The organism is Paracoccus denitrificans (assembly GCF_900100045.1).
Taxonomy (GTDB): Bacteria; Pseudomonadota; Alphaproteobacteria; order Rhodobacterales; family Rhodobacteraceae; genus Paracoccus; species Paracoccus denitrificans.
In genome coordinates this window covers 22,988-42,814 of sequence record NZ_FNEA01000034.1, presented here as the reverse complement: position 1 = coordinate 42,814, position 19,827 = coordinate 22,988, and the positions used below count along the sequence as shown (strand labels likewise).

Here is a 19,827-nt window from a genome sequence, read left to right as displayed (position 1 = left end):
CGCCCGGCCGATGTTCCTGCGCATGGGCGAGCCGTGGAAATCGTCTTGCAGGTTCGTCGCTTTCGCTGCCGCGCGCCCGGCTGTCCGGCCCGGATTTTCGCCGAACGGTTTCCGTCCGGCGTCACCCGACCGCATATGCGACGCACCTCGCGCTTGCAGGATCTTGTGCGTCACCTCGGTCTTGCCCTCGGCGGACGACCTGCTCAGGCGCTCGCCCGGCGCCTTCTCGTGCCTGCAAGCGAAGACACGTTCTTGCGTGGGGCGCGGAGCCTGATGGGCCCCGTCTCCGAACCACCGCGTGTCATCGGCATCGATGACTGGGCATGGCGCAAGGGGCAGCGTTACGGCACGATGATCTGCGACCTGGAACGGCGGCAGGTGATCGACCTGCTGCCCGATCGCGAGCCTGCCACCGTGGAAGCGTGGCTCCGCGCACATCCCGGCATCCGGATCATCGCCCGCGACCGCAACGGCGGCTATGGCGGTGCCGCCACCCGTGCCTTGCCACAGGCGGTTCAGGTCGCCGATCGTTGGCATCTGCTTGAGAACGCGAGTGCCGCATTCCTGGCGGCCGTGCAGCGCAGCATGCCCGTCATCCGCAGGGCGATCGGGGCGAAGACGCTCGATCCCGCGCTGCTGACGGCAGCGGAAAGGCTGCAATACGAAGGCTTTCGGCGTCGCCAGCAAACCAATCGGATGGTGAGGACGATGGCCGATGAGGGCCTGCCCATCAAGCGTATCGTCCGCTCGACCGGCCTCAGCCGCAAGCTCGTTCGCCAGATCCTGCGTGGCGAGCGCGAAGATGTCTTCCGCATCCGCGAAAGCAGTCTGACACCCTGGCTGCCACGGCTGGAGCGGGAATGGAACGGTGGTTGCCGGAATGGCGCCGAGCTTTGGCGCCGCCTCAGGGAGGATGGTTTCCGCGGCAGTCTTCGGGTCGTCGGAGAATGGGCGACACGCCAGCGCCGCGCCGAGCAAGCTGTGCCGAACGGGATGGGGAAATCGCCACCTGCCCGCAGGATTGCGCGGCTCCTGACCATGGGGCGGGATCACCTGTCCAGAGCCGATGCGCTTCAGGTCGCGCAGATCGAAGCGGCATCGCCAGCCCTTGCGACCGCCCGGGCGCTCGCCGACAGGTTCACGGATATGGTTCGAAACGGGCGTGAGGATGTCTTGGCCAGCTGGCTCGATGAGGCGGCAGACAGCATGATCGCTTCCTTTGCCCGTGGCCTTCGCAGCGACTGCGCCGCCGTTGCCGCCGCCTTGCGCGAACCTTGGTCGAACGGGCAGACAGAGGGGCAGATCAATCGGCTGAAGACCCTCAAACGCCAGATGTATGGCCGCGCCAACATCGATCTGCTCAGGGCACGGCTCCTCGCCCCGGCGTAAACCAGAAAATGCACCAACTTTGAGTCAGACCCCCTTTTGGACGCCGATAAGGGGGCACTCTTCAACGCCGATTGACAGCGCCATCGACGGATGCAGCAGGGGCGGGGGCTCGTCGGACGTGGCGAGGAAGTCCTGCAGCTCCGCCTTGCGGGCGCAGCTTGTCGCCGCGCTCCTTCACCGCCTCGATCGAGATGGCGTCCCGCATGTAGAGATCCATCAGCTTCTCCTCCTCGCGGGAGATCCGCTTCAGTTCGGCTTCGGCCTTGTCGATGCCGGCGCCGCTCTCCATGCGCAGCCGGCTGGTCTCCCGCGTATATGCGTCGCAGAACTCGGCGAAGAGGTCGGGGTCGACCAGGCGGGTGCGCAGGGAGTTCAGCACCCGCGCCTCCAGCGCGTCGCGGCGGATGTTCATCCGGTTTGCCCTCGGTAAAATGTAGCTGCCTGATTTTTGCGTTCGCCACTGGGCTCGAACCAGTGGCGCCTCACTGGCTCACTCTCCACGATCAGCATCCCGCGCTCGGCCTCCGATAATCCTCGGAAGCACAATGGACCCAACCCCCGGTCGGTGGGGTCCCTTTTGGGGCTTTGTCCTTTCGAGATCAACATTCTGCGCCCCTTACATAAAGATGCATCCTGTTCCGGCGGACACAGCCAGCCCAATGGTTTTCAGATCCGTTGACCGGTTATCGGCTCAACGAAAGACTGCGCTCGCCTGGCGAGGCGGTGTTGGTTGCCGTGAAGCCGTGGGCAAAATCACCGCCGCTTCAAAGCCGGACGAGCTTCCCGGTCTCGGCGACTGCAAGGTGAGCTTTGACGAAATCCGGTCCGCAATGCTGGCGACGATGGCAAGGCCAAGCCCGCTGCCTTCCGTTCCGGCTGTCCCCCTCTCAAAACGGCGGGCCAGCCGGCCAAGTGCTTCTGTCGGCACGACGGGGCCTTCATTGGCGACGCGGTACGTGCCATCCTCACCGAGGCTTACCTCGATCGGCTCGTCAGATGCGCCGTGCCGCAGGGCGTTCTCGACCAGGTTGCGGCAGATGATGCCAAACGCATCGGGGTCGAGGTCGGACATTACCGGGTGCTCCGGCAGAGCGAGTGCGATCCGGTTCGGTGCGGTCCTCTCGATATCGTCCACAACCAGGCGGGCGGTGATGCGAAGATCGGATAGGTGATCGAGCCGCAACCGCCCGCCCTCCGCCCGAGCCAGTTGCAGCAGCCGCTCGGCGATCCGGGCCAGCCGCTTCAGCGAGGCCTCGATCTCGGCGGCCCTGTGGCCGGCGCCGGTATCTTTCGTTTCCACCTGTATCCGCTGGGCCTGCGCGATTGCGCCTGCCAGCGGTGTTCGCAATTCATGTGCGGCGTTGGCGGCGAAGGTGCGTTCGGCCTCGAATGTGGACTTGAGTTGCGCCAGCAGCACATTGACCGCCAGCCCTACCGGCGCGACCTCGACGGGGAGATCGTTGCAGGCGACGGGGGCAAGGTCGCGCGGTGAACGCGCGGCCAGCCGGTCGCGGTAGTGGCGCAGCGGGGCCAGGCCCGAGCGGACGGTCAATACGATCGCCAGCAGAGCGGCAGGGATGAACACCAGCAACGGCAGTCCCAGGCCCGCCCAGACATCGCGTGCCGTCGTCGCGCGATGGGCAAGCGGCTCGGCGACCGTGAGGCGGATCGTGCCTTGCAGGGCGTCCTCGCCATACAGGCGATGGGTTGCGGTCGTGTGAAAGCCCGGCCCATCCCATTCCGGGAAGATGGCGGGGTCGGCCTCATGCGATTGCAGAAGGATCCGCCCCTCGTCGTCGCGCACGATATAGGTGAGGAATTCGTCGTGGTCGCGCAGGTCGGCAAGGTGTTGCGTCACACCTTCCTCCTCACGTCCGACGATCTCGACAGCGGCCAGCGGCAATAGGCGCTGCGCCGCCTCCTGTAGTGACGAGTCGAAGATCCTGTCCATCTCGTGCCGCAGCATGACCGCCGTGGTGGCGGCGGCGGCGATCCACAGCAGCGTCAGAAGGATGCCCAGCGACACCCCCAACCGCATCTGAAGGCTGCGTGGCATCGTCATGGCGAACCCAGCCGGTAGCCCAATCCGCGCTCGGTCTCGATCACCGCGGCGCCCAGCTTCTTGCGCAGCCGGCTGACATGAACCTCGATGGTGTTGCTTTCCACCTCGGTATCGAAGGCATAAAGCTTTTCCTCAAGTTGTGCCTTGGACAGAAGCTGGCCGGGGCGGGTGAGGAACGCCTCGAACAGCGCCCATTCGCGCGCCGTCAGTTGCACCGGCCGGCCGTCGCGGCGGATGCTGCGCAAGGCAAGGTCGACGGCAAGTGCGCCGTGGACGATGATCGGGTTGGGATTGCCGCTATAGCGCCGCGCGACCGAGCCGATGCGCGCGGAAAGCTCGGCCAGATCGAAGGGCTTGACCAGATAGTCGTCGGCACCGGCATTCAAGCCTTCGATCCGGTCCGAGATTTGGTCCAGCGCGGTCAGGATGATCACCGGCGTCACGTTGCCGCCGGCGCGCAGCGACCGAAGGAAGGTGATGCCGCGTCCGTCGGGCAGCATCAGGTCCAGCAATATCAGATCATAACCGGCACCGGCCATCGCATCGCCGGCCGCATCCAGGCGCGTGACCCAGTCCACCGACTGGCCACCCGCGGCGATCTGGTCCCGCACGGCGGCGCCCAGAACGGTGTCGTCCTCGATCAGCAGGATTCGCATGATCTTCCTACTCATTTGCCTCTGGCCATTATGGCGATCCGGGCTGACGCAAAGCTGATGGCGGGACGCCCCAGGCTTCAGCATCCCGTCAGGTTCGCGACGCAGAATGTCATCCGATGACCGTTATACGGAGTGTGGTCCATGAAGAGATCGCTGACAATTCTGACCTTTCTCGTGGTCCTTCCGTCCGGGGCTGCACTTGCCGGCGACGACTGTGCCGTGCCGCTGGCAGACTGGCAGCCAAGAAGTGCGGTGGTGCGGCTTGCGGAAGAAAACGGATGGGTGGTGCGGCGCATCAAGATCGACGACGGCTGCTACGAGATAAAAGGCACGGACCGGGAAGGACGCCGCATCGAGGCGACGGTCGATCCCGGCACGCTTCAGGTGATCGAGGTCGAATACGAGGACGGAGGTGAACGGCACTTCCGTGAGGGCAGGGGGCGCAAACATGATTGAGGCGAAAAGGGACGGCGGTATTTCGGACGTTGCCGATACCATGCGCGTGGTGCGGGTCTGGGATCCGGTGGTGCGCAGCTTTCATTGGGGCCTGGTTGCCGCCTTTGCAGTGGCATGGCTCGCGGCGGACGAGGTGCAACCGCTTCACGAGCCGGCCGGCTATGCGGTGGCGGCATTGCTTGTGCTCCGCCTGATCTGGGGTTTTGTCGGCAGTCACCATGCCCGCTTCGCGCAATTCATGCGTGGCCCTGCCGCGACGCTGGTCTATCTCGGAGACATGCTGCGCGGGCGGGAGCGGCGCCATCTCGAGCACAACCCGGCCGGCGCCGCGATGATCGTGGCACTTATGGTTACGCTTTCCGGCACCGCGCTGAGCGGCTGGTTGCTCGAACAGTCGATCGAGGAAGCCCGTGCCGTGACGTTTGTGGGCGAGCATGGCAGCCGGGAAGTCAGGGGGGACAAGACCTTGAAGGAGGTGCATGAAACGCTGGCCAACTTGGCGTTGGTCCTCGTGGCCCTGCATGTCGGAGGTGTGGCGCTCACCTCATGGCGCCATCGGGAGAACCTGCCCCGTGCCATGGTCACGGGCCGAAAGCGCCCCCCTGGCGCAAATGACGTGACCTGATCGTTACGCATTCCCGCTGTTGTTGCGGCCCCGCCTGTCTGGCGGGGCCGGTTTGTTTCGCGCGACCGTTGCGGTTCGTCGGGGCAGGCTGACGGAAAGCTGACGCAGGTTTTTCGCGGCGATCAGGATCACGTCAGCCGCGCCCTCCAGATTGGTTTCATCAGGCAACCAAGGCTGAGGAGCATAGCCATGAAAACTATCCTGACCGCCACCGCATTCGCCCTCGCGATCCCCGCCGGGGCCGCGCTCGCCGACGAGAAATGCAACGTGCCGACCGAGAACATGCAGTCCTGGGAAGCTCTTGTTCAAGTGACCGACGAGTTCGGCTGGACCATCTCGAAAATGGAACTCGACGATGGCTGTTACGAGTTGAACGTCATCGACCAGGGCGGCAACAGCCTGAAGATGACCGTCGATCCGGGAACGCTCGAGGTGATCGACGGCAAGGTCAAGCGCTGGAGCGACGGCACCAAGCCCGAAAAGCGCAACTGATCGCCGCAAGGCTCCGCCCCGTCATCGCGGTGGAGCCTTGCCCACGTGGGCGTTCGCCGCGGCCATAGCCGGGAAAATGCCCCCGAGATGATCGTAAAGGACATTCGAACCATGAAAACTCTTTTGATCGCCGTAGCCGCTCTCGCGGTATTGCCCGCGGCGGGGGCGTTGGCGGGCGACGACTGCCATGTGCCTCGCGGCGCCTGGCAGCCGCGCGAGGCGGTGATGCAGGCCGCCGCCGGCCTCGGCTGGCATGTCGAGAAGGTTGAGGCCGACGACGGCTGCTGGGAGGTCAAGGGTCGCGATGCCCAGGGCCGGCGCATCAAGGCCAAGCTGGATCCCGCGACATTGCAGGTCGTCAAGCTGCGCCACAGGGACGGCGAGCAGGACCGCAAGCGGGATCGCGGCGGTGCAACCCCTGTCGCCCCCTCGGCCCCGCCCGCCAATCCGCTGTTCCAGAACGGCACCCCGCCCGTGGTGCGGGTGAACTGACAAATCATGCAGAAGAGAGCAGAGACATGAAATCCTTCCTTGCAGCCCTTGCGCTGACTTCGGCCCTGGTGGCCCCCGGCCTTGCCATGGCCCGGCCTGTCACCCTCACCACCACGCTGAACACTTACGGCGGCGATGGCGCCTATCTGGTTCTCTACGTTACCGATGCGCAGGGGGCATATGCCGGAACCCTGTGGATGGCCGGCGGCAAGTCGAAATATTACGAACATCTCAGCGACTGGTATCGCGCCACCGGCGGCGACCTGGCGCAGATCGACGGCATCACCGGCGCCAGTGTCGGCGCGGGCCGGTCGCTGGAAATCACCCTCGACCTTGCCGATGCGCTGTTCGATGCGGGCTACACGCTGCATGTCGATGCCGCCGTCGAGGACATGCGCGACAGTCCGAACGACATCGCCGTGCCGTTGACGGCGGCAGGAGCGGGGCAGCCCGTGCCCGGCCGCCGCTATGTCGCCAGCCTCCGCTACGACATGTGAGATGCCGCCATGATCCGCATGCTGCATCGCTGGCCGGGTCTGCTGGCCCTTGCTCTCGTCATGGTCCTCGCGATCAGCGGGGCGGCGCTCTCGGTCTTTCCAGTGGCCGAGCGGTTTTCCACGCCGCAGGCCGAGGCCGGCCTGACCGTTGCCGATCTCGCAGAACGCATCCGGACTGCCTATCCGGGGGTGGAGCAGATCCGGCGTGCGCCCTCGGGCCGGATTACTGCGTTCTGGTTCGACGACGGCACGCCCGGCGCGGCGGTGATCGACCCCGCGACCGGCAAGGGCATCGCCAGCGCCGATCCGAACCCGGTCGAACGCTGGCTGACCAGCCTTCACCGCTCGCTGTTTCTTGGCGATGCCGGCCGTATCGTCATGGCCGCCGGTGCGGCGGCGATGCTGGTCCTGTCGGTCTCCGGCGCGATGCTGGTCGCGCGGCGCATGGGCGGCTGGCGGCGCTGGTTCACCCCTTTGCGCGGGCCGGCATCGAGCCGCATCCATACCGGGATCGCCCGCGTGGCGGTCGCGGGGCTGATTCTGTCCTCGGCGACCGCACTGTGGATGGCCGCCTCGACCTTCGATCTTCTGCCGGATGGCGCCGCACCGCCGGCCTTTCCGACCGAGGTCAGCGGCAGCACCGGGGTCTCCCTTGCTGCGATGGAGCCGCTCTCCGTGATTCCTGTCACGGAGTTGCGCGAACTGAGCTTTCCCTATCCGGGCGACGCCACGGACGCCTTCACCCTGAAGACGGATCGCGGCACCGGCTATCTTGATCAGGGGACGGGTGAGCTTCTGGCTTGGGCCGAGCTGACGATGTGGGAACGGATATCTGAAACCATCTACATGCTGCATACCGGACAGGGGGCCGCATCTCTCGGCCTCGTGCTGGGTGTGATGGCGCTCGGCGTGCCGGCAATGGGGGTGAGTGGTCTTGTGCTCTGGTTCGCGGGGCGGCGGTCAAGGCCGCGTCTCCGTGGCAATCATCCTGCAAAAGGCGCTGGGACCATCCTGCTGGTGGGCTCGGAGGGCGGCAGCACCTGGGGCTTCGCTGCGACGCTCCAACATGCGCTGACCACGGTGGGCCAGCATGTCCATGTCGCGCCGATGTCTGGCTTCGATCCGGCGCGCTATCCGCGGGCCGAACGGTTCATCGTCCTTTCCGCCACCTGGGGCGAGGGACAGGCTCCCGCCACGGCGAAGGGGTTCATCGAACGCCTCGCGGTGCTGGACTCCGCGCCCCGCGCCCCGCTTGCCGTGCTGGGTTTCGGTGATCGCAGCTTCCCCGCGTTCTGCGCGTTCGCCGATGAAGTCGCGCGGCTGGCTGCTGCCAAAGGCTGGGCGCAATTGATGCCCTTCGACACGGTCGATCGCCAGTCGCCGCAGGATTTCGCCCGCTGGGGCCGCGCCCTGGGGGCGGCGCTGGGGATCGAGCTTGCGCTCGAACATGTGCCAACCCCGCCGGTGACGGAGCGGCTCACCCTGATCTCGCGCCGTGATTACGGGGCCGAGGTGCAGGCGCCGACCACGATCCTGCGCTTTGCCCTACCCGAGGCGACGTTTTTGCAACGGGTGATAGCTCGGGGGTTTGGCCGGTTTCAAGCCGGTGATCTCCTCGGCGTTCTGCCCGAGGGTGCGGACCTGCCGCGCTTCTACTCGCTGGCGTCCGGACGGCGCGACGGATTCGTCGAGATCGTGGTGCGCAAGCATCCCGGCGGCCTCTGCTCGGGTCAGCTTCTGGCGCTGGAGCCGGGCCAGGCGATCCGCGCCTTCGTCCGGCACAATCCGGCTTTCCATGCCGCAGCAGGACGCTCGCCGCTGATCCTGATCGGCGCTGGCACCGGCATCGGCCCGCTTGCGGGCTTCATCCGGGGCAACAGCCGCAAGCGGCCCATCCATCTGGCCTTCGGGATGCGCCGCCCAGACAGCGATTTCCTGTATCGCGACGATCTGGCCGGCTGGCGGGTCGATGGCCGTCTGGCGCGATTGACCACCGCGAACTCGCGCGGGGCAAAGCCGCGCCATGTCCAGGACGCGCTGCGGGCCGAGAGCGCTGAGCTGATCCGGCTGGTACACGAAGGCGCGCGCATCATGGTCTGCGGCGGGCGCGACATGGCCTCGGGCGTGGCCGAGGCGCTGACCGACATCCTCGCGCCGACGGGTCTTACCCCGCTCGCGCTGAAAGCGGAGGGGCGCTATGCCGAAGATATCTACTGACCCGGGCCGCCACGCGCTGAACGGCCCGACCATGGGTACGCGCTGGTCGGCGCTTTTCCATGCCGATGCCGGGCTGGACCCCGCCCCGGTGCAGGCGGCCTTGCAGGCGGCCGTGGCGGATGTCGACGCCCTGATGTCGACATGGAAACCCGACAGCGACCTGATGCGCCTGAACCGGACGCCCGAAGGTGTCCGGGTGATCGTTCCCGCCAGGTTGGCCGAGGTGCTCGACCTCGGGCTGAGGATCGGGACCGCATCGGGCGGCGCGTTCGACATCGGCATGGGCGATGCGGCGCGCGCGTGGGGTTTCGGGTCTGAGCCGGCCAATGCCGAGGCTATGCGCGCGGCGATGGCCACCGCGCGCCGGCCCGCGCAGGAAGCGCTGGAGGTCGACCCTCTGGCCGGGCTGGCGCGAAAACACGCGCCGATCGCGCTCGATCTCAACGGCATCGCCAAGGGGCATGGCGTCGACAGGCTGGCCAAGACGTTGCAGGGCTTCGGCATCACCGCGTTCCTTGTCGGCATCGACGGCGAAATGCGTGCATCCGGGCTGCGACCCGATGGCATGCCGTGGACGGTCGCCGTCGAGATGCCCGATCCCGAACGCCGCGCGCCTCACTCCATCCTGAAGCTCGCAGATGCCGCCGTCGCCACGTCGGGCGACTACCGCCACTATGTGACCCTTCGCGGCCGACGGCTGTCGCACACGATGGACCCGACGACGGGCGGGCCGCTTCGCTCGTCGCCGGCCTCGGTCACCGTCGTCGCCCGCACCTGTGCCGAAGCCGACGCCTGGGCGACCGCGCTGATGGTGCTGGGTCCGCAAGCCGGCGGCGAACTGGCTTCGCGTCTCGGCCTCCATGCGCTGTTCCTCATCCGCGAGGCAGGCGTCATCCGGACCCATGCCGTCGGGGCGCTGTTCGACAGCCCGATGGTATCGGCGGCAGGCCGCGAGGGTCTGGTTCGTGCCTGATGTCTGTCCATTCGTGCAATAGGTCTTTGCAGGTTTCGTCAATTTTCGTGCGAAAACGGACAGTCTATGTCTATCCCAAGTCCGGCGGCGTCTGTCGATGCCCGTCGCGGCCAGAACCACTTGGCAGATACAGGAGATCACTATGCGGACTGTAAAATCTTTCACCACCGTCGCTGTCGCTCTCGCCCTCGCGCTGGGGTCGGCTGGCATTGCCGCCGCGCAATCCCATGATCATGACAGCCATGGCGCGGGGGCTATCGAGATCACGCTGAACGATGGCGCCAAATGGCAGGGCGATCAGAACATGATCACCGGCATGACCGCGATTCACGGAACCATGGCCGCGAACCTGGACGCGATCCACAACGGCACCCTGCCGGCAGATGCCGCGAATGGGGTCGCTGCCGATATCCAGAAGCAGGTCGATTTCATGGTCGAGAACTGTGTGCTGGAACCCGAGGTAGACGAGCAGTTCCATATCGTCCTTGGCGAGGTGATGACAGGCATCTCGGCATTGGAGGCCGGCGAGGTCGAGACTGGCGCGGTGACGATCGTTCAGGCGTTGAACGCCTATGGCGAGCATTTCGAGCATCCGGGCTGGCAGATGATCGACTGACGCCACGGGCGCAGGCATGGGCCGGCGCGGGCGTCACGCCTGCGCCGGCCTTGTCCTGCACGGGCAGCGCCCCTCCAGCAGGTCGGCATCGGCCGCCAGGGCCGTCGCCATGAAGTCCAGAAACAGGCGGATGCGCGCGGTTTGGCGCAGATCCTCGTGAATCAGCAACCACAGGTCCAGCATGAAATCCTCGGGCAGCGCGGCGGCGCGGATCAGGCTGGGGTCGCAATCGGCGATCACGCAAGGCAAGGCAGCAAGTCCGATCCCCACCTTCGCACCGGCATGGGCGGCGATGATCGAGTTTGTCCGGTAAATCTGTCGCGCATCCGGCCACCAGCGGGCCAGATTGCGGCTGAGCGGGCCATGCGCAGATCCGTAGCCGATCCAGTCACCCTCGGCAGGATCGCCCGGCGGCCGGTCCGCCGCGCCATAGGCGGCAAAGGCCAACCGCCCGACCCGCCGCCCGATCAGCGTCTCCTGTCCCGGATTGCCGATGCGCAGGGCCACGTCCGCCTCGCGCCGGGTCAGGTCCAGCACCGTATCCGCAACGATTACCTCGATCTCGATCTCGGGCCATTCGGCGCGGAAGGCGGCGACATGGCGGGGCAGCACACCCACCGCCAGCAGGTCGGTCGTGGTGATGCGGATCGTCCCAGTGGGCCGCTGGTCCTGTCCGGTAACCTTCAGCGCCAGCGCGGTGATTTCTTCCTCGATGCGGATGACGGAATCGCGCATCTCCTCGCCGGCCTGGGTCAGCGCGTAACCGCCGGGCAGCCGGTCGAACAGGCGCACCCCCAGCCGCGCCTCGAACGCACCGATGCGGCGAAAGACGGTGGAATGGGTAACGCCAAGGCTGCGCGCCGCCCCCGAAAGCGACCCCGCGCGCGCCACGGCCAGAAACAACCGCAGATCGTCCCAATCCTGCGCCTGTGCATTCATGCAATGATCCCTTGTCGAAATTGCCACTCCTGATCCTGAAAGGACAGCATATCTTCAGGTCACAAGCAATGACCGCCCCGCCGGGCGGCGACATGAAAGGAACCAGCCATGACCAAGACCATCCTGCGCAGCGACGAGTTTTCCTGCCCCTCCTGCGTGGTCAAGATCGAAAAGGCGCTGAAGGCGCTGCCCGGCGTCTCCGAGGCCAAGGTGCATTTCAACACCGGCCGCATCGAGGTCGCGCATGACCAGACCGCCGCACCCGTCGATACGCTGGTGCAGACGATCCGCGCCACCGGCTACGAGGCCCGCCCCGCCGCTTTCTGACCCTTTTTCTGCCCGGCCGCGCCTGCCCGCGCGGCCGGGCCTTCAAATTACGAGGCCCCGCATGTTGACCCCTATCCTGACAACCCTTCGCCAGCCGGCCAGCCGGCGCAAATGGCTGACGATCATCAGCGGCGCATTGATCGTGCTTGGCCTGATCGCCCTTTACGGGTTCGGCCTGCGCGGGCTGTGGGCCGCCTCGATGGTGACGGCGGCGTTTGTCGCCGGCTCTGACATCGCGTGGCGGGCGGTGCAGGCGCTGCGCATCCGCCATTTCTCGATTGAACTTCTGGTCACGGTCGCCGCTGTCGGTGCGCTGTTCATCGGCGAATACTGGGAATCCGCCGCCGTCACCTTTCTGTTCAGCTTCGGCGCCTGGCTTGAGGCGCGCACCCTGCGCCAGACCCGCGGCGCGCTGGCCGATCTGCTGAAGGCCGCGCCCGAGATTGCCACGGTGATCCGCGACGGCCAGCCGGTCGAAATCGCCGCCAGCGCCGTGCAACCCAATGAGACCGTGCTGGTGCGCGCCGGCAATCGCATTCCCGTCGATGGCGAGGTGATCGAGGGCGCCGCCGCCGTCTCCGAGGCCGCCATCACCGGCGAGCCGATCCCGGCCGAAAAAGCCCCCGGTTCCCACGTCCATGCCGGCACCATCGCGGAAAACGGCGTCTTGCGCATCCGCGCCACCGGCATCGGTTCCGACACCACGCTGGCCCGCATCATCCGCCGCGTCGAAGAGGCGCAAGAGGAACGCGCCCCCAGCCAGCGCATGATCGAACGCTTCGCCCAATGGTACACGCCCGGCATCATGGTGCTGGCGCTTGGCGCCTGGGCGGTGACGCAGGACATTCGCCTGGCGCTGACGCTGCTGGTGGTGGCCTGCCCCGGCGCGCTGGTGATCTCGACGCCCGTCTCCATCGTGGCCGGCATCGGGCGGGCGGCGCGGTCGGGCATCCTCATCAAGGGCGGCCAGCATCTGGAAAGCGCGGGCCGCATCGACATGCTGGCGCTGGACAAGACCGGCACACTGACCGAGGGCCGCCCGAGTCTGGTCGAGGTGCTGCCGCTGGCGGGCGTTGATCGCAAGGACCTGCTGCATTGGGCGGCGATCGCCGAATCCGGCTCGGATCACCCGCTGGGCCGAGCCATCGTCGTCGCCGGCCGGGCCGAAGGTGACATTCCCGCACCCGAGGCGGTCGAGGAAGTTGCCGGCATGGGCCTTGTGGTCAACCATGAGGGCCGGCAGGTCGCGGCCGGCAACCGGCGCCTGTTCGACAAGCTGGGCATCGGCTTTGAGCCCGAGGCCGAGGCCGCCATGGCCGGGGTTCTGGAACGCGGGCGCACGCCGATCATCGTGGCGCTGGACGGGCGGATCGCGGGCATCTTTGGCCTTTCCGACCAGCCCCGGCCCTCGGCCAAGGGCGCCATCGCCCGGCTGCGCGACATCGGCGTCAGCCGCATCGCCATGCTGACCGGCGACCAGCCGCAGGCCGCAAGCGCCATCGCCGCCGAGATCGGCATCACCGAAGTCCACGCCGGCCTGCTGCCCGAGGACAAGCTGGACCTGATCCGCGGCTTTCAGGCCGAGGGCCGCCATGTCGCCATGATCGGCGACGGCATCAACGACGCCCCGGCGCTGGCCGCTGCCGACACCAGCATCGCGATGGGCGCGGCGGGGTCCGATGTGGCGATCGAGACCGCCGACATCGCGCTGATGGGTGACGATCTGGAAAAGCTGCCCGAGGCCATGGCGATCTCTCGCGCGACGCTGCGCAACATGCGCCAGAACCTTGTCATCGCGCTGCTGACGGTGGCGGGGTTGCTGTTCGGGGTCTTCAACGGCGACGTGCATATGGCCGAAGGGATGCTGATCCACCAGCTTTCGGTGTTGGTGGTGATCGCCAACGCCATGCGCCTGCTGCGCGTCCCGCGCGGGCTCGGCGGGCGCCGACCTGTGCCGGCAGCGGTGCCCGCGACCGCCTAGGCGCTTGTGCCTCATCTACAATTCCGCTCCCGTGCCCATGGCGCGGGGGCGTTTTCATGGGGGATGACATGACCGATAGCAATGATGCCAGACAGATCGGTGAGGTTCTGGATTTCTGGTTCCCCGAGGGCCGCGCGCTGGATATCGACCCGGACCGCCATGCCGAACTGTGGCGCTGGCGGATGCATGGCGGTGCGGATGGGGCGATTGCGGCCCGCTTTGGCCCGTTGACCGAACGTGGCGCGGCGGGTGGGCTGGACCACTGGTCCGCCACGCCCGAGGGCCGGCTGGCTCTGATCGTGGTGCTGGACCAGTTTCCGCGCTCGCTGTGGCGGGGCAGCGCGCGGGCCTGGGCGCAAGACACGGAGGCGCTGGCGCAGGCCGAGGCCGGGCTGGACAATGGCGACTGGACAGCGCTTGGCCTGTCCTGGTTCCAGATTACCTTCACGCAGCCGCTGGGCCATGCCGAAGGGCCGGAGCATCTGGCCCGCATCGACCGGCTGATCGCCCTGCGCCGCGACATCGCCACCCGCGCGCCGGCGCCGTTGCGGCCGCTCTATGCCTCGCTCGTCGATCAAGCGGGGCAGGTGCGCCGCATCATCGCCAGCTTTGGCCGCCACCCGCACCGCAACGCCATCCTTGGCCGCAGATCGACGCCCGAGGAGGAGGCCTATCTGGAAAAGGGCGCGTTTCCGCATCAGCGCGTCTTTCGGGGATGAGCGCATCCCCACGGGTCAGGCCGGCCGCGCGACACCCGTCGGCGCCTGTCCGGCAACAGACGCCTTCGGCCGGCGGATCGGGTCCGACAACAACCGCAGCCCGTTCAGCACCACCAGCACGGTGCCGCCTTCATGGCCGATCACCACCAGCGGCAACGGCAGATCGAAGAACAGCCCGCCGATGACCAGAACCACCATGGCGCCGATGGCGAAGGTCAGGTTCTGCCGGATCACCCTTGACGTTCGGCGCGACAGGCGGTGCGCGTCCGCAAGCCGCTCCATATCCTCGGACAGCAGCGCCACATCGGCGGCCTGAAGCGCCACCTCGGACCCGGCCGCGCCCATGGCGATGCCGACATCGGCGCGGGCCAGCGCCGCGGCGTCGTTCACGCCGTCGCCGACAAAGGCAACGCGGCCGGTTGCGGCCAGTTCGCCAACCGCGCGAACCTTGTCCTGTGGCAGCATTTCGGCGTGAGTCTCTTCGGGCCTCAGCCCAAGCCGGGCGCCGATGCGCAGCGCCACCGGCCTGCGATCCCCGGTCATCATGACGATGCGGCGGACACCACTGTCGCGCAGGGCCGTGATCGCCCCTGCGGAACTGGCCCGTGCCTCGTCCGCTACGCTGACGGCGCCCAGCAGGGTGGCGCCGCGACCCAGATAGACGACCGTATTGGCGCCATCCGCCAGCGCCTGCAACGCGGGGTGATCCGTTGCAGCCTTCATGTCCTCGGCAAGATAGGCATTGCCCGCCCAAACCGGGCCAAGTGCATCGGCCCCTTCGATACCGATGCCTGGCCGGGCGTTCACATCGGCAACGATTGCTGGATCAAGCCCGCGCGTGGCAACTTCCCGGCGGATCGCGGCGGCGATATGATGCTCGGAATGCGCCTCCAGCCCCGCCAGCAGCGACAGGAACCCGGCCTCGTCGCCATCCAGCGCGACGATTTCCGTCACCTCGGCGCGGCCGGTGGTCAGGGTGCCGGTCTTGTCGAAGGCGAAGATATCGACCTCGGCCAGCGTCTCCAGCGCGCCGCCGCCCTTGAACAGAACACCGCCGCGCGCCGCCGCCGACAGGGCCGACAGGATCGCGGCGGGGACGGAAATGACGATGGCGCAGGGGCTGGCGGCGACCAGCAGCGTGGCGGCGCGGTAAAGCGCCAGTTCCCAGTCGCCGCCCAGCCACCAGAACGTGGCAAAGGCGATCACCGCACCCGCCAGCACCGCGACCGTGTAGCGCTGGCCGAACCATTCGCTGAACCGCTCTGAGGGTGCGCGGGCGGCCTGCGCCTCGGTCACCAGGCGGATCATGCGGGCGATGGTGCTGTCGCTGACGCTGCGCGTGACCTCGACCTCCAGCACGCCGTCCAGATTGATCGTGGCCTCGAACACCTGCGCACCGGCCTCTTTTGACACGGGCATGGATTCGCCGGTGATGTTGGCCTCGTCGATGCCGCCGCGCCCGGTGACGACCACGCCATCACTGGGCACCCGGGCGCCGGGGCGCAGCACCACCACATCGCCGACGGCCAGCACCTCGGCGGGAACTTCCTCGACAGCGCCGTTGGCGGTCTTGCGCAAGGCGGTCTCGGGGCGCAGCGCCATCAGCGCCTCGATGGCGCGGCGGGCGCGGCCAAGCGCGCGTTCCTCCAGCGTGGTCGAGATGCTGAACAGCGTCAGCAGCACCGCACCCTCGAACGGGGCGCCGACGATTGCGGCGGCGATTGCCGCGACGATCATCAACAGGTCGATGTCAAGCACGCGCGCGCGCCACAGTTCCGACAGCGCGCGCCAGCCGGTGGGCAGGCCGCCAGCCAGATAGACTAGCACCAGCCCCGGTAGCTCCAGAGCGTCGAAAGCTCCGCTGGGCAGCCATCTGCCGGCTGCCGCCATCGCCATGCCGAGCACGGTGACGAGCGAAAGGGTCAGTGACAGGTCAACGGGTGGAAAGCGCTTCATGTCGGGCTCCTGGCGGACGAGGTCGCGGCTGGCAGCCGCCATCGCTGGCTGGGTGAGTGGATCAATCGGATGGCTTATGGCACCGCAATGCAAAGGCCGCGATGGCTATCCAGATGGCGCTGCGCAGGATCATCGCGCCCATGGTGCGTGCTTCCCATGCGCCGCCGGCACCGACATGCCACAGGAAGGCAGCGAAGACGGCCACCGTGGCCGTGGCAATGGCAATCGCCAGCATCGGTGCCCAGCCCGCGCCGCGCCACAGGCCGATCCCAGCCAGAACATAGGCAAAGCCCGCGCCGAAATTGAACCACAGCACGAATGGCACCACTGCGCCCATATCGACGCCGCCGAACAGCGCCCTGCCGCCCGAGACGAGGGTGAGCAGGCCGAAGATCACTGCGACGGCGGCGGCGATAGCCAGGGCGCGGGTTCTTGCGGGCATGAGATGTCTCCGGATCAGGCGTCGGCGAGGCGGCCGTCGCGCAGGTATATCAGGCGGTCGAAACGGTCGAAGATCTTTTCGTCATGGGTGACTGTCACGATGCAGGCTTCCTGTTCGACCGCGAGCTTGCGCATGAGGTCCATCACCAGCCCGGCGCGCGCGCCGTCGAGCGCGGCGGTGGGTTCGTCGGCCAGGATGATGCGGGGACGGTTGGCCAGCGCGCGGGCAATCGCCACGCGCTGCGCTTCGCCACCCGACAGCAGCGCCGGCTTGACCATCGCGCGATGGCCGACTTCCAGGTAGTCCAGCAGTTCGCGCGCCCGCGCCCGGCCCTCCTCGGTGGGGCGGCCGGCAAGATCGAGCACGACAGCGACATTCTCCTGCGCTGTCAGAAAGGGCAGCAGGTTGTGGCTCTGGAAGATGAAGCCGATCTTGTCGAGACGAAGCCGCCTCAGGTCGCGCCGCAGCCATTTGCCGTCGAACACCGGCTCACCGTCCAGCACCACCCGTCCCCCCGAGGGGGCGAGAATGCAGCCGATGATGTTGAGCAGCGTCGTCTTGCCCGAACCGGAAGGGCCGAGCAGCGCGATCACCTCGCCGGCCCGCACGGTCAGATCGACCGCCCGCAGGGCATCGACGCGGGTTTCGCCCTCGCCGAAATGCTTGGCCACGTTCGAGACCTTGATGAGGATGTCGCCGAGCGCCATGTCGGTCAACTTCCGAGCGCGGTGGCCGGGTCGACCTTCATCGCCGCCCGCACGCCGAGCGCCGAGGATAGAAGGCAGACGGCGGCGATAATGCCGGCAAGGACCATGACGTTGAACGGCTCCAGCACCACGCGGCGGGGAAAGTAGTCCTTCACCGTCAGGATCAGCATCAGCCCGATCCCCCAGCCCGCGGCACCAAGGATCAGCGCCTGCTGCACGATCAGCGCGATGATGGTGCGGTCGGGGGCTCCGATCAGCTTCAGCGTGGCGATCTGCTTCAGCTTCTCCATGGTCATCGTGTAGATGATGAGGGCGATCACCACGGCGCTGACGGACAGCAGGATGCCGAGGAACAGCCCGATCTGGCGGCGCGCCTTGTCGACCACCGAGGCGAGCAGCAGCTCCTCCTGTTCGACCTGGGTCATCGCGGCGAGGTGCTTCCACTGGCGCACGGTGGCGGTCAGCAGATCGACATCGGCGCCCGGCGACATGCGGGCAATTATGGTGGCGACCGAGGCGGACTTGACGGAAACTGCGCCACGCGCGGTCTGCACCCGCTGGGCCGCCGGGTCGAGTTCGGTTTGCAGCGCCATCGCGTCGGCCAGCGTCACATAGACTGCCGGATCGCCGCCCGAGTTCATCGCGCCTTCCACAAGCCCGACCACGGTGAAGCGGTCGCGCCCGAGCCGGATTGTCTCGCCCGGCAGCAGGCCGGTCTTGCGGTCGGCCACCAGTTCGAAATGGCCGGCGCCGATGCCGCGCCCCTCGGCGATCGCCTGCGGCCCGCCCGGACGCCCCGGCTCGTATCCGATGACGTAGAGACGCAGCGTTTGCCCGGTGTGGGCCGCTTCGACGTTCTGGTAGTTCACCGCGCCGGCCTCGGCCACGCCGGGCATCCGCGCCACTGCATCGCGCGTGTCGGCGGGAATGCTGGAGGCTTCCGCGAACGGTCCCTTGGTGCCGGCCTCCACCACCCAGACATCCGCCGCCGGCGCCTTCACCACCGCCAGCGCGTCCGAGACGAGGCCGTTATAGATACCGATCATCGCCAGCACGACCGTCATCAACAGCCCCAGCCCGAAACAGGTCAGCACGAAGCGGAACAGGCCATGGCGAATGTCCTTGAGCGCGAGGTTCATGGCGCCTCGCCGACGCGGGCGCGCCGGCCCTCTGCGGCGCCCTTCGGCGGGCTGGTGACGATGGCGGCTCCTTCGGGCAGGCCGCCCGTGACCTCGACGCGGCCGCGATCATCGCGGGCGCCGAAGGTCAGCCCCACCCGCGCAAGGCGGCTATCCTGCACCGTCCAGACCGTGCCGCGATGGCCGTCGAAGCCGGTGATGGCGACCTCGGGCACCATCAGTGCGCTCGCGCGGGTGCCGGTCAGGATGCGTACTTCGGCCTGTTCGCCAAGAAACATCTCGGCGGGGCAGTCGGCGCAGGTCAACCAGACGCGGCGTTCCTCGTTCACCCGGTCGCTTTCGATGCCGATGCGGGCAATGGTGCCGTGAAACTCGGCCGCGGGCTGCGAGCGCAGCCGGATGGTGCCGGGTTGGCCAAGGGCAAGCTGACCGGCGCGTTCTTCGTCGACATAGGCCTGGATCCAGACGGTGGCCGGGTCGATCAGGGTGAAGATCGCATCGCCGGCCTTCACCACCGTGCCCGGCTCGGCATGGCGGGCGACGATCAGCGCGTCATAGGGCGCGACCAGCCGGTGATGGGCGAGAAGGGCTTCCTCCTGCCGCAGCGCCGCCGCCGCATCAAGACCCTGTGCCCGGATCACCGCCACATCCGCCTCGGCCACGGCCAGATCGGCGCGGGCCACATCCTCGTCGCGCTGCGCCTCCTCGGCGCGCTGGACCGAGGCGACATCGCGCAGCGCCAGTCCCTGCTGGCGGCGGTTCGCCGCCTCGCGCTGCGCCAGGACGGCGCGGGCGCGCACGACCGCGGCATCGGCCTTGGCAAGATTGGCCTCGTTGGCTGTCACCGCTGCGCCGGCGCGGGCAACGCGCGCTTCCTGTTCGGCAGAGTGAAGGATGGCCAGTTCCTGCCCCTTGGCCACACTGTCCCCGGCATCGGCGGAAAGCCGGGTCAGGGCGGCGCCCACCTCGAAGCCGACGCGGCTGAGTATTCGCGCCTCGACAGTGCCGAGCCCGTAGATGCGAAGGGCCACATCATGTTCGGGCTGAACGATCGCCACCGTCAGGGGGCGTTCGGTGAAGAACAGAAAGCCGGCAGCGACAGCCGCCGCCAGAAGAAGACCCGATAGCCAGATGCGCCGCAT

At 67.5% G+C, this 19,827-nt stretch carries 21 protein-coding genes; 12 read left to right on the top strand and 9 right to left on the bottom strand.

The window, feature by feature from the left end; all coding sequences use genetic code 11:
- Nucleotides 1-1,389, top strand: a 1,389-nt coding sequence (locus BLT64_RS21990; protein WP_139171650.1) for an ISL3 family transposase, incomplete at its 5' end; no start/stop codon positions are given.
- A gap of 61 nt (nucleotides 1,390-1,450) precedes the next feature.
- Here BLT64_RS21990 and BLT64_RS21985 read toward each other — a convergent pair.
- From BLT64_RS21985 to BLT64_RS21975, 3 genes are all read right to left on the bottom strand, one after another.
- Nucleotides 1,451-1,801 (bottom strand): hypothetical protein, encoded by a 351-nt coding sequence (locus BLT64_RS21985; protein WP_011749545.1) that lies wholly within the window; start codon nucleotides 1,799-1,801, stop codon nucleotides 1,451-1,453.
- A 279-nt stretch (nucleotides 1,802-2,080) separates the two neighbouring features.
- The gene (locus tag BLT64_RS21980; RefSeq protein WP_011749546.1) at nucleotides 2,081-3,451 is read right to left on the bottom strand and encodes an ATP-binding protein; all 1,371 of its coding nucleotides are present in this window, start codon (nucleotides 3,449-3,451) and stop codon (nucleotides 2,081-2,083) included.
- A complete protein-coding gene (locus BLT64_RS21975; protein ID WP_011749547.1) occupies nucleotides 3,448-4,107 on the bottom strand; it encodes a response regulator transcription factor in 660 nt (219 codons plus the stop codon). The genes BLT64_RS21980 and BLT64_RS21975 overlap by 4 nt, the downstream gene beginning before the upstream one ends.
- Nucleotides 4,108-4,248: 141 nt before the next feature.
- On the opposite strand from BLT64_RS21975, the gene BLT64_RS21970 reads away from it, so the two are divergent.
- From BLT64_RS21970 to BLT64_RS21935, 8 genes are all read left to right on the top strand, one after another.
- Nucleotides 4,249-4,563 carry a PepSY domain-containing protein gene (locus BLT64_RS21970; RefSeq protein ID WP_011749548.1) on the top strand — a complete coding sequence of 105 codons (315 nt, stop codon included), beginning with the start codon at nucleotides 4,249-4,251 and terminating at the stop codon, nucleotides 4,561-4,563.
- Nucleotides 4,556-5,188, top strand: a complete 633-nt coding sequence (locus tag BLT64_RS21965) for a cytochrome b/b6 domain-containing protein (protein WP_011749549.1) — start codon at nucleotides 4,556-4,558, stop codon at nucleotides 5,186-5,188. Before BLT64_RS21970 ends, BLT64_RS21965 begins: the two co-directional genes overlap by 8 nt.
- Before the next feature lie 189 nt (nucleotides 5,189-5,377).
- Nucleotides 5,378-5,680, top strand: a complete 303-nt coding sequence (locus BLT64_RS21960) for a PepSY domain-containing protein (protein ID WP_011749550.1) — start codon at nucleotides 5,378-5,380, stop codon at nucleotides 5,678-5,680.
- A gap of 111 nt (nucleotides 5,681-5,791) precedes the next feature.
- Nucleotides 5,792-6,172: a PepSY domain-containing protein gene (locus BLT64_RS21955; RefSeq protein WP_011749551.1), complete on the top strand. Its 381-nt coding sequence runs from the start codon at nucleotides 5,792-5,794 to the stop codon at nucleotides 6,170-6,172.
- A gap of 26 nt (nucleotides 6,173-6,198) precedes the next feature.
- Complete coding sequence (locus BLT64_RS21950; RefSeq protein ID WP_011749552.1) at nucleotides 6,199-6,669, top strand: DUF2271 domain-containing protein; 471 nt, start codon at nucleotides 6,199-6,201, stop codon at nucleotides 6,667-6,669.
- A 9-nt stretch (nucleotides 6,670-6,678) separates the two neighbouring features.
- Nucleotides 6,679-8,886 (top strand): PepSY domain-containing protein, encoded by a 2,208-nt coding sequence (locus BLT64_RS21945; RefSeq protein ID WP_011749553.1) that lies wholly within the window; start codon nucleotides 6,679-6,681, stop codon nucleotides 8,884-8,886.
- Nucleotides 8,867-9,859 carry an FAD:protein FMN transferase gene (locus BLT64_RS21940; RefSeq protein ID WP_011749554.1) on the top strand — a complete coding sequence of 331 codons (993 nt, stop codon included), beginning with the start codon at nucleotides 8,867-8,869 and terminating at the stop codon, nucleotides 9,857-9,859. The genes BLT64_RS21945 and BLT64_RS21940 overlap by 20 nt, the downstream gene beginning before the upstream one ends.
- Nucleotides 9,860-10,001: 142 nt before the next feature.
- Nucleotides 10,002-10,475 carry a hypothetical protein gene (locus tag BLT64_RS21935; protein WP_011749555.1) on the top strand — a complete coding sequence of 158 codons (474 nt, stop codon included), beginning with the start codon at nucleotides 10,002-10,004 and terminating at the stop codon, nucleotides 10,473-10,475.
- 33 nt (nucleotides 10,476-10,508) lie between these two features.
- Here the strand turns inward: BLT64_RS21935 and BLT64_RS21930 are convergent, their stop codons facing one another.
- The gene (locus BLT64_RS21930; RefSeq protein WP_011749556.1) at nucleotides 10,509-11,414 is read right to left on the bottom strand and encodes a LysR family transcriptional regulator; all 906 of its coding nucleotides are present in this window, start codon (nucleotides 11,412-11,414) and stop codon (nucleotides 10,509-10,511) included.
- A gap of 108 nt (nucleotides 11,415-11,522) precedes the next feature.
- Between BLT64_RS21930 and BLT64_RS21925 the strand changes: the two genes are divergently transcribed.
- From BLT64_RS21925 to BLT64_RS21915, 3 genes are all read left to right on the top strand, one after another.
- Complete coding sequence (locus tag BLT64_RS21925) at nucleotides 11,523-11,741, top strand: heavy-metal-associated domain-containing protein (RefSeq protein WP_011749557.1); 219 nt, start codon at nucleotides 11,523-11,525, stop codon at nucleotides 11,739-11,741.
- Nucleotides 11,742-11,802: 61 nt separating this feature from the next.
- Nucleotides 11,803-13,722 (top strand): heavy metal translocating P-type ATPase, encoded by a 1,920-nt coding sequence (locus BLT64_RS21920; RefSeq protein WP_011749558.1) that lies wholly within the window; start codon nucleotides 11,803-11,805, stop codon nucleotides 13,720-13,722.
- Between the two features lie 68 nt (nucleotides 13,723-13,790).
- Nucleotides 13,791-14,441 (top strand): DUF924 family protein, encoded by a 651-nt coding sequence (locus tag BLT64_RS21915; RefSeq protein ID WP_128493043.1) that lies wholly within the window; start codon nucleotides 13,791-13,793, stop codon nucleotides 14,439-14,441.
- 15 nt (nucleotides 14,442-14,456) lie between these two features.
- Here the strand turns inward: BLT64_RS21915 and BLT64_RS21910 are convergent, their stop codons facing one another.
- From BLT64_RS21910 to BLT64_RS21890, 5 genes are all read right to left on the bottom strand, one after another.
- Nucleotides 14,457-16,397, bottom strand: coding sequence for a heavy metal translocating P-type ATPase (locus tag BLT64_RS21910; protein ID WP_011749560.1), 1,941 nt, complete (start codon nucleotides 16,395-16,397; stop codon nucleotides 14,457-14,459).
- A gap of 61 nt (nucleotides 16,398-16,458) precedes the next feature.
- The gene (locus tag BLT64_RS21905) at nucleotides 16,459-16,839 is read right to left on the bottom strand and encodes a hypothetical protein (protein ID WP_011749561.1); all 381 of its coding nucleotides are present in this window, start codon (nucleotides 16,837-16,839) and stop codon (nucleotides 16,459-16,461) included.
- Nucleotides 16,840-16,853: 14 nt separating this feature from the next.
- Nucleotides 16,854-17,546, bottom strand: coding sequence for an ABC transporter ATP-binding protein (locus BLT64_RS21900; RefSeq protein WP_011749562.1), 693 nt, complete (start codon nucleotides 17,544-17,546; stop codon nucleotides 16,854-16,856).
- Between the two features lie 5 nt (nucleotides 17,547-17,551).
- Nucleotides 17,552-18,685, bottom strand: coding sequence for an ABC transporter permease (locus BLT64_RS21895; RefSeq protein WP_011749563.1), 1,134 nt, complete (start codon nucleotides 18,683-18,685; stop codon nucleotides 17,552-17,554).
- Nucleotides 18,682-19,827 (bottom strand): efflux RND transporter periplasmic adaptor subunit, encoded by a 1,146-nt coding sequence (locus BLT64_RS21890; protein WP_011749564.1) that lies wholly within the window; start codon nucleotides 19,825-19,827, stop codon nucleotides 18,682-18,684. Before BLT64_RS21890 ends, BLT64_RS21895 begins: the two co-directional genes overlap by 4 nt.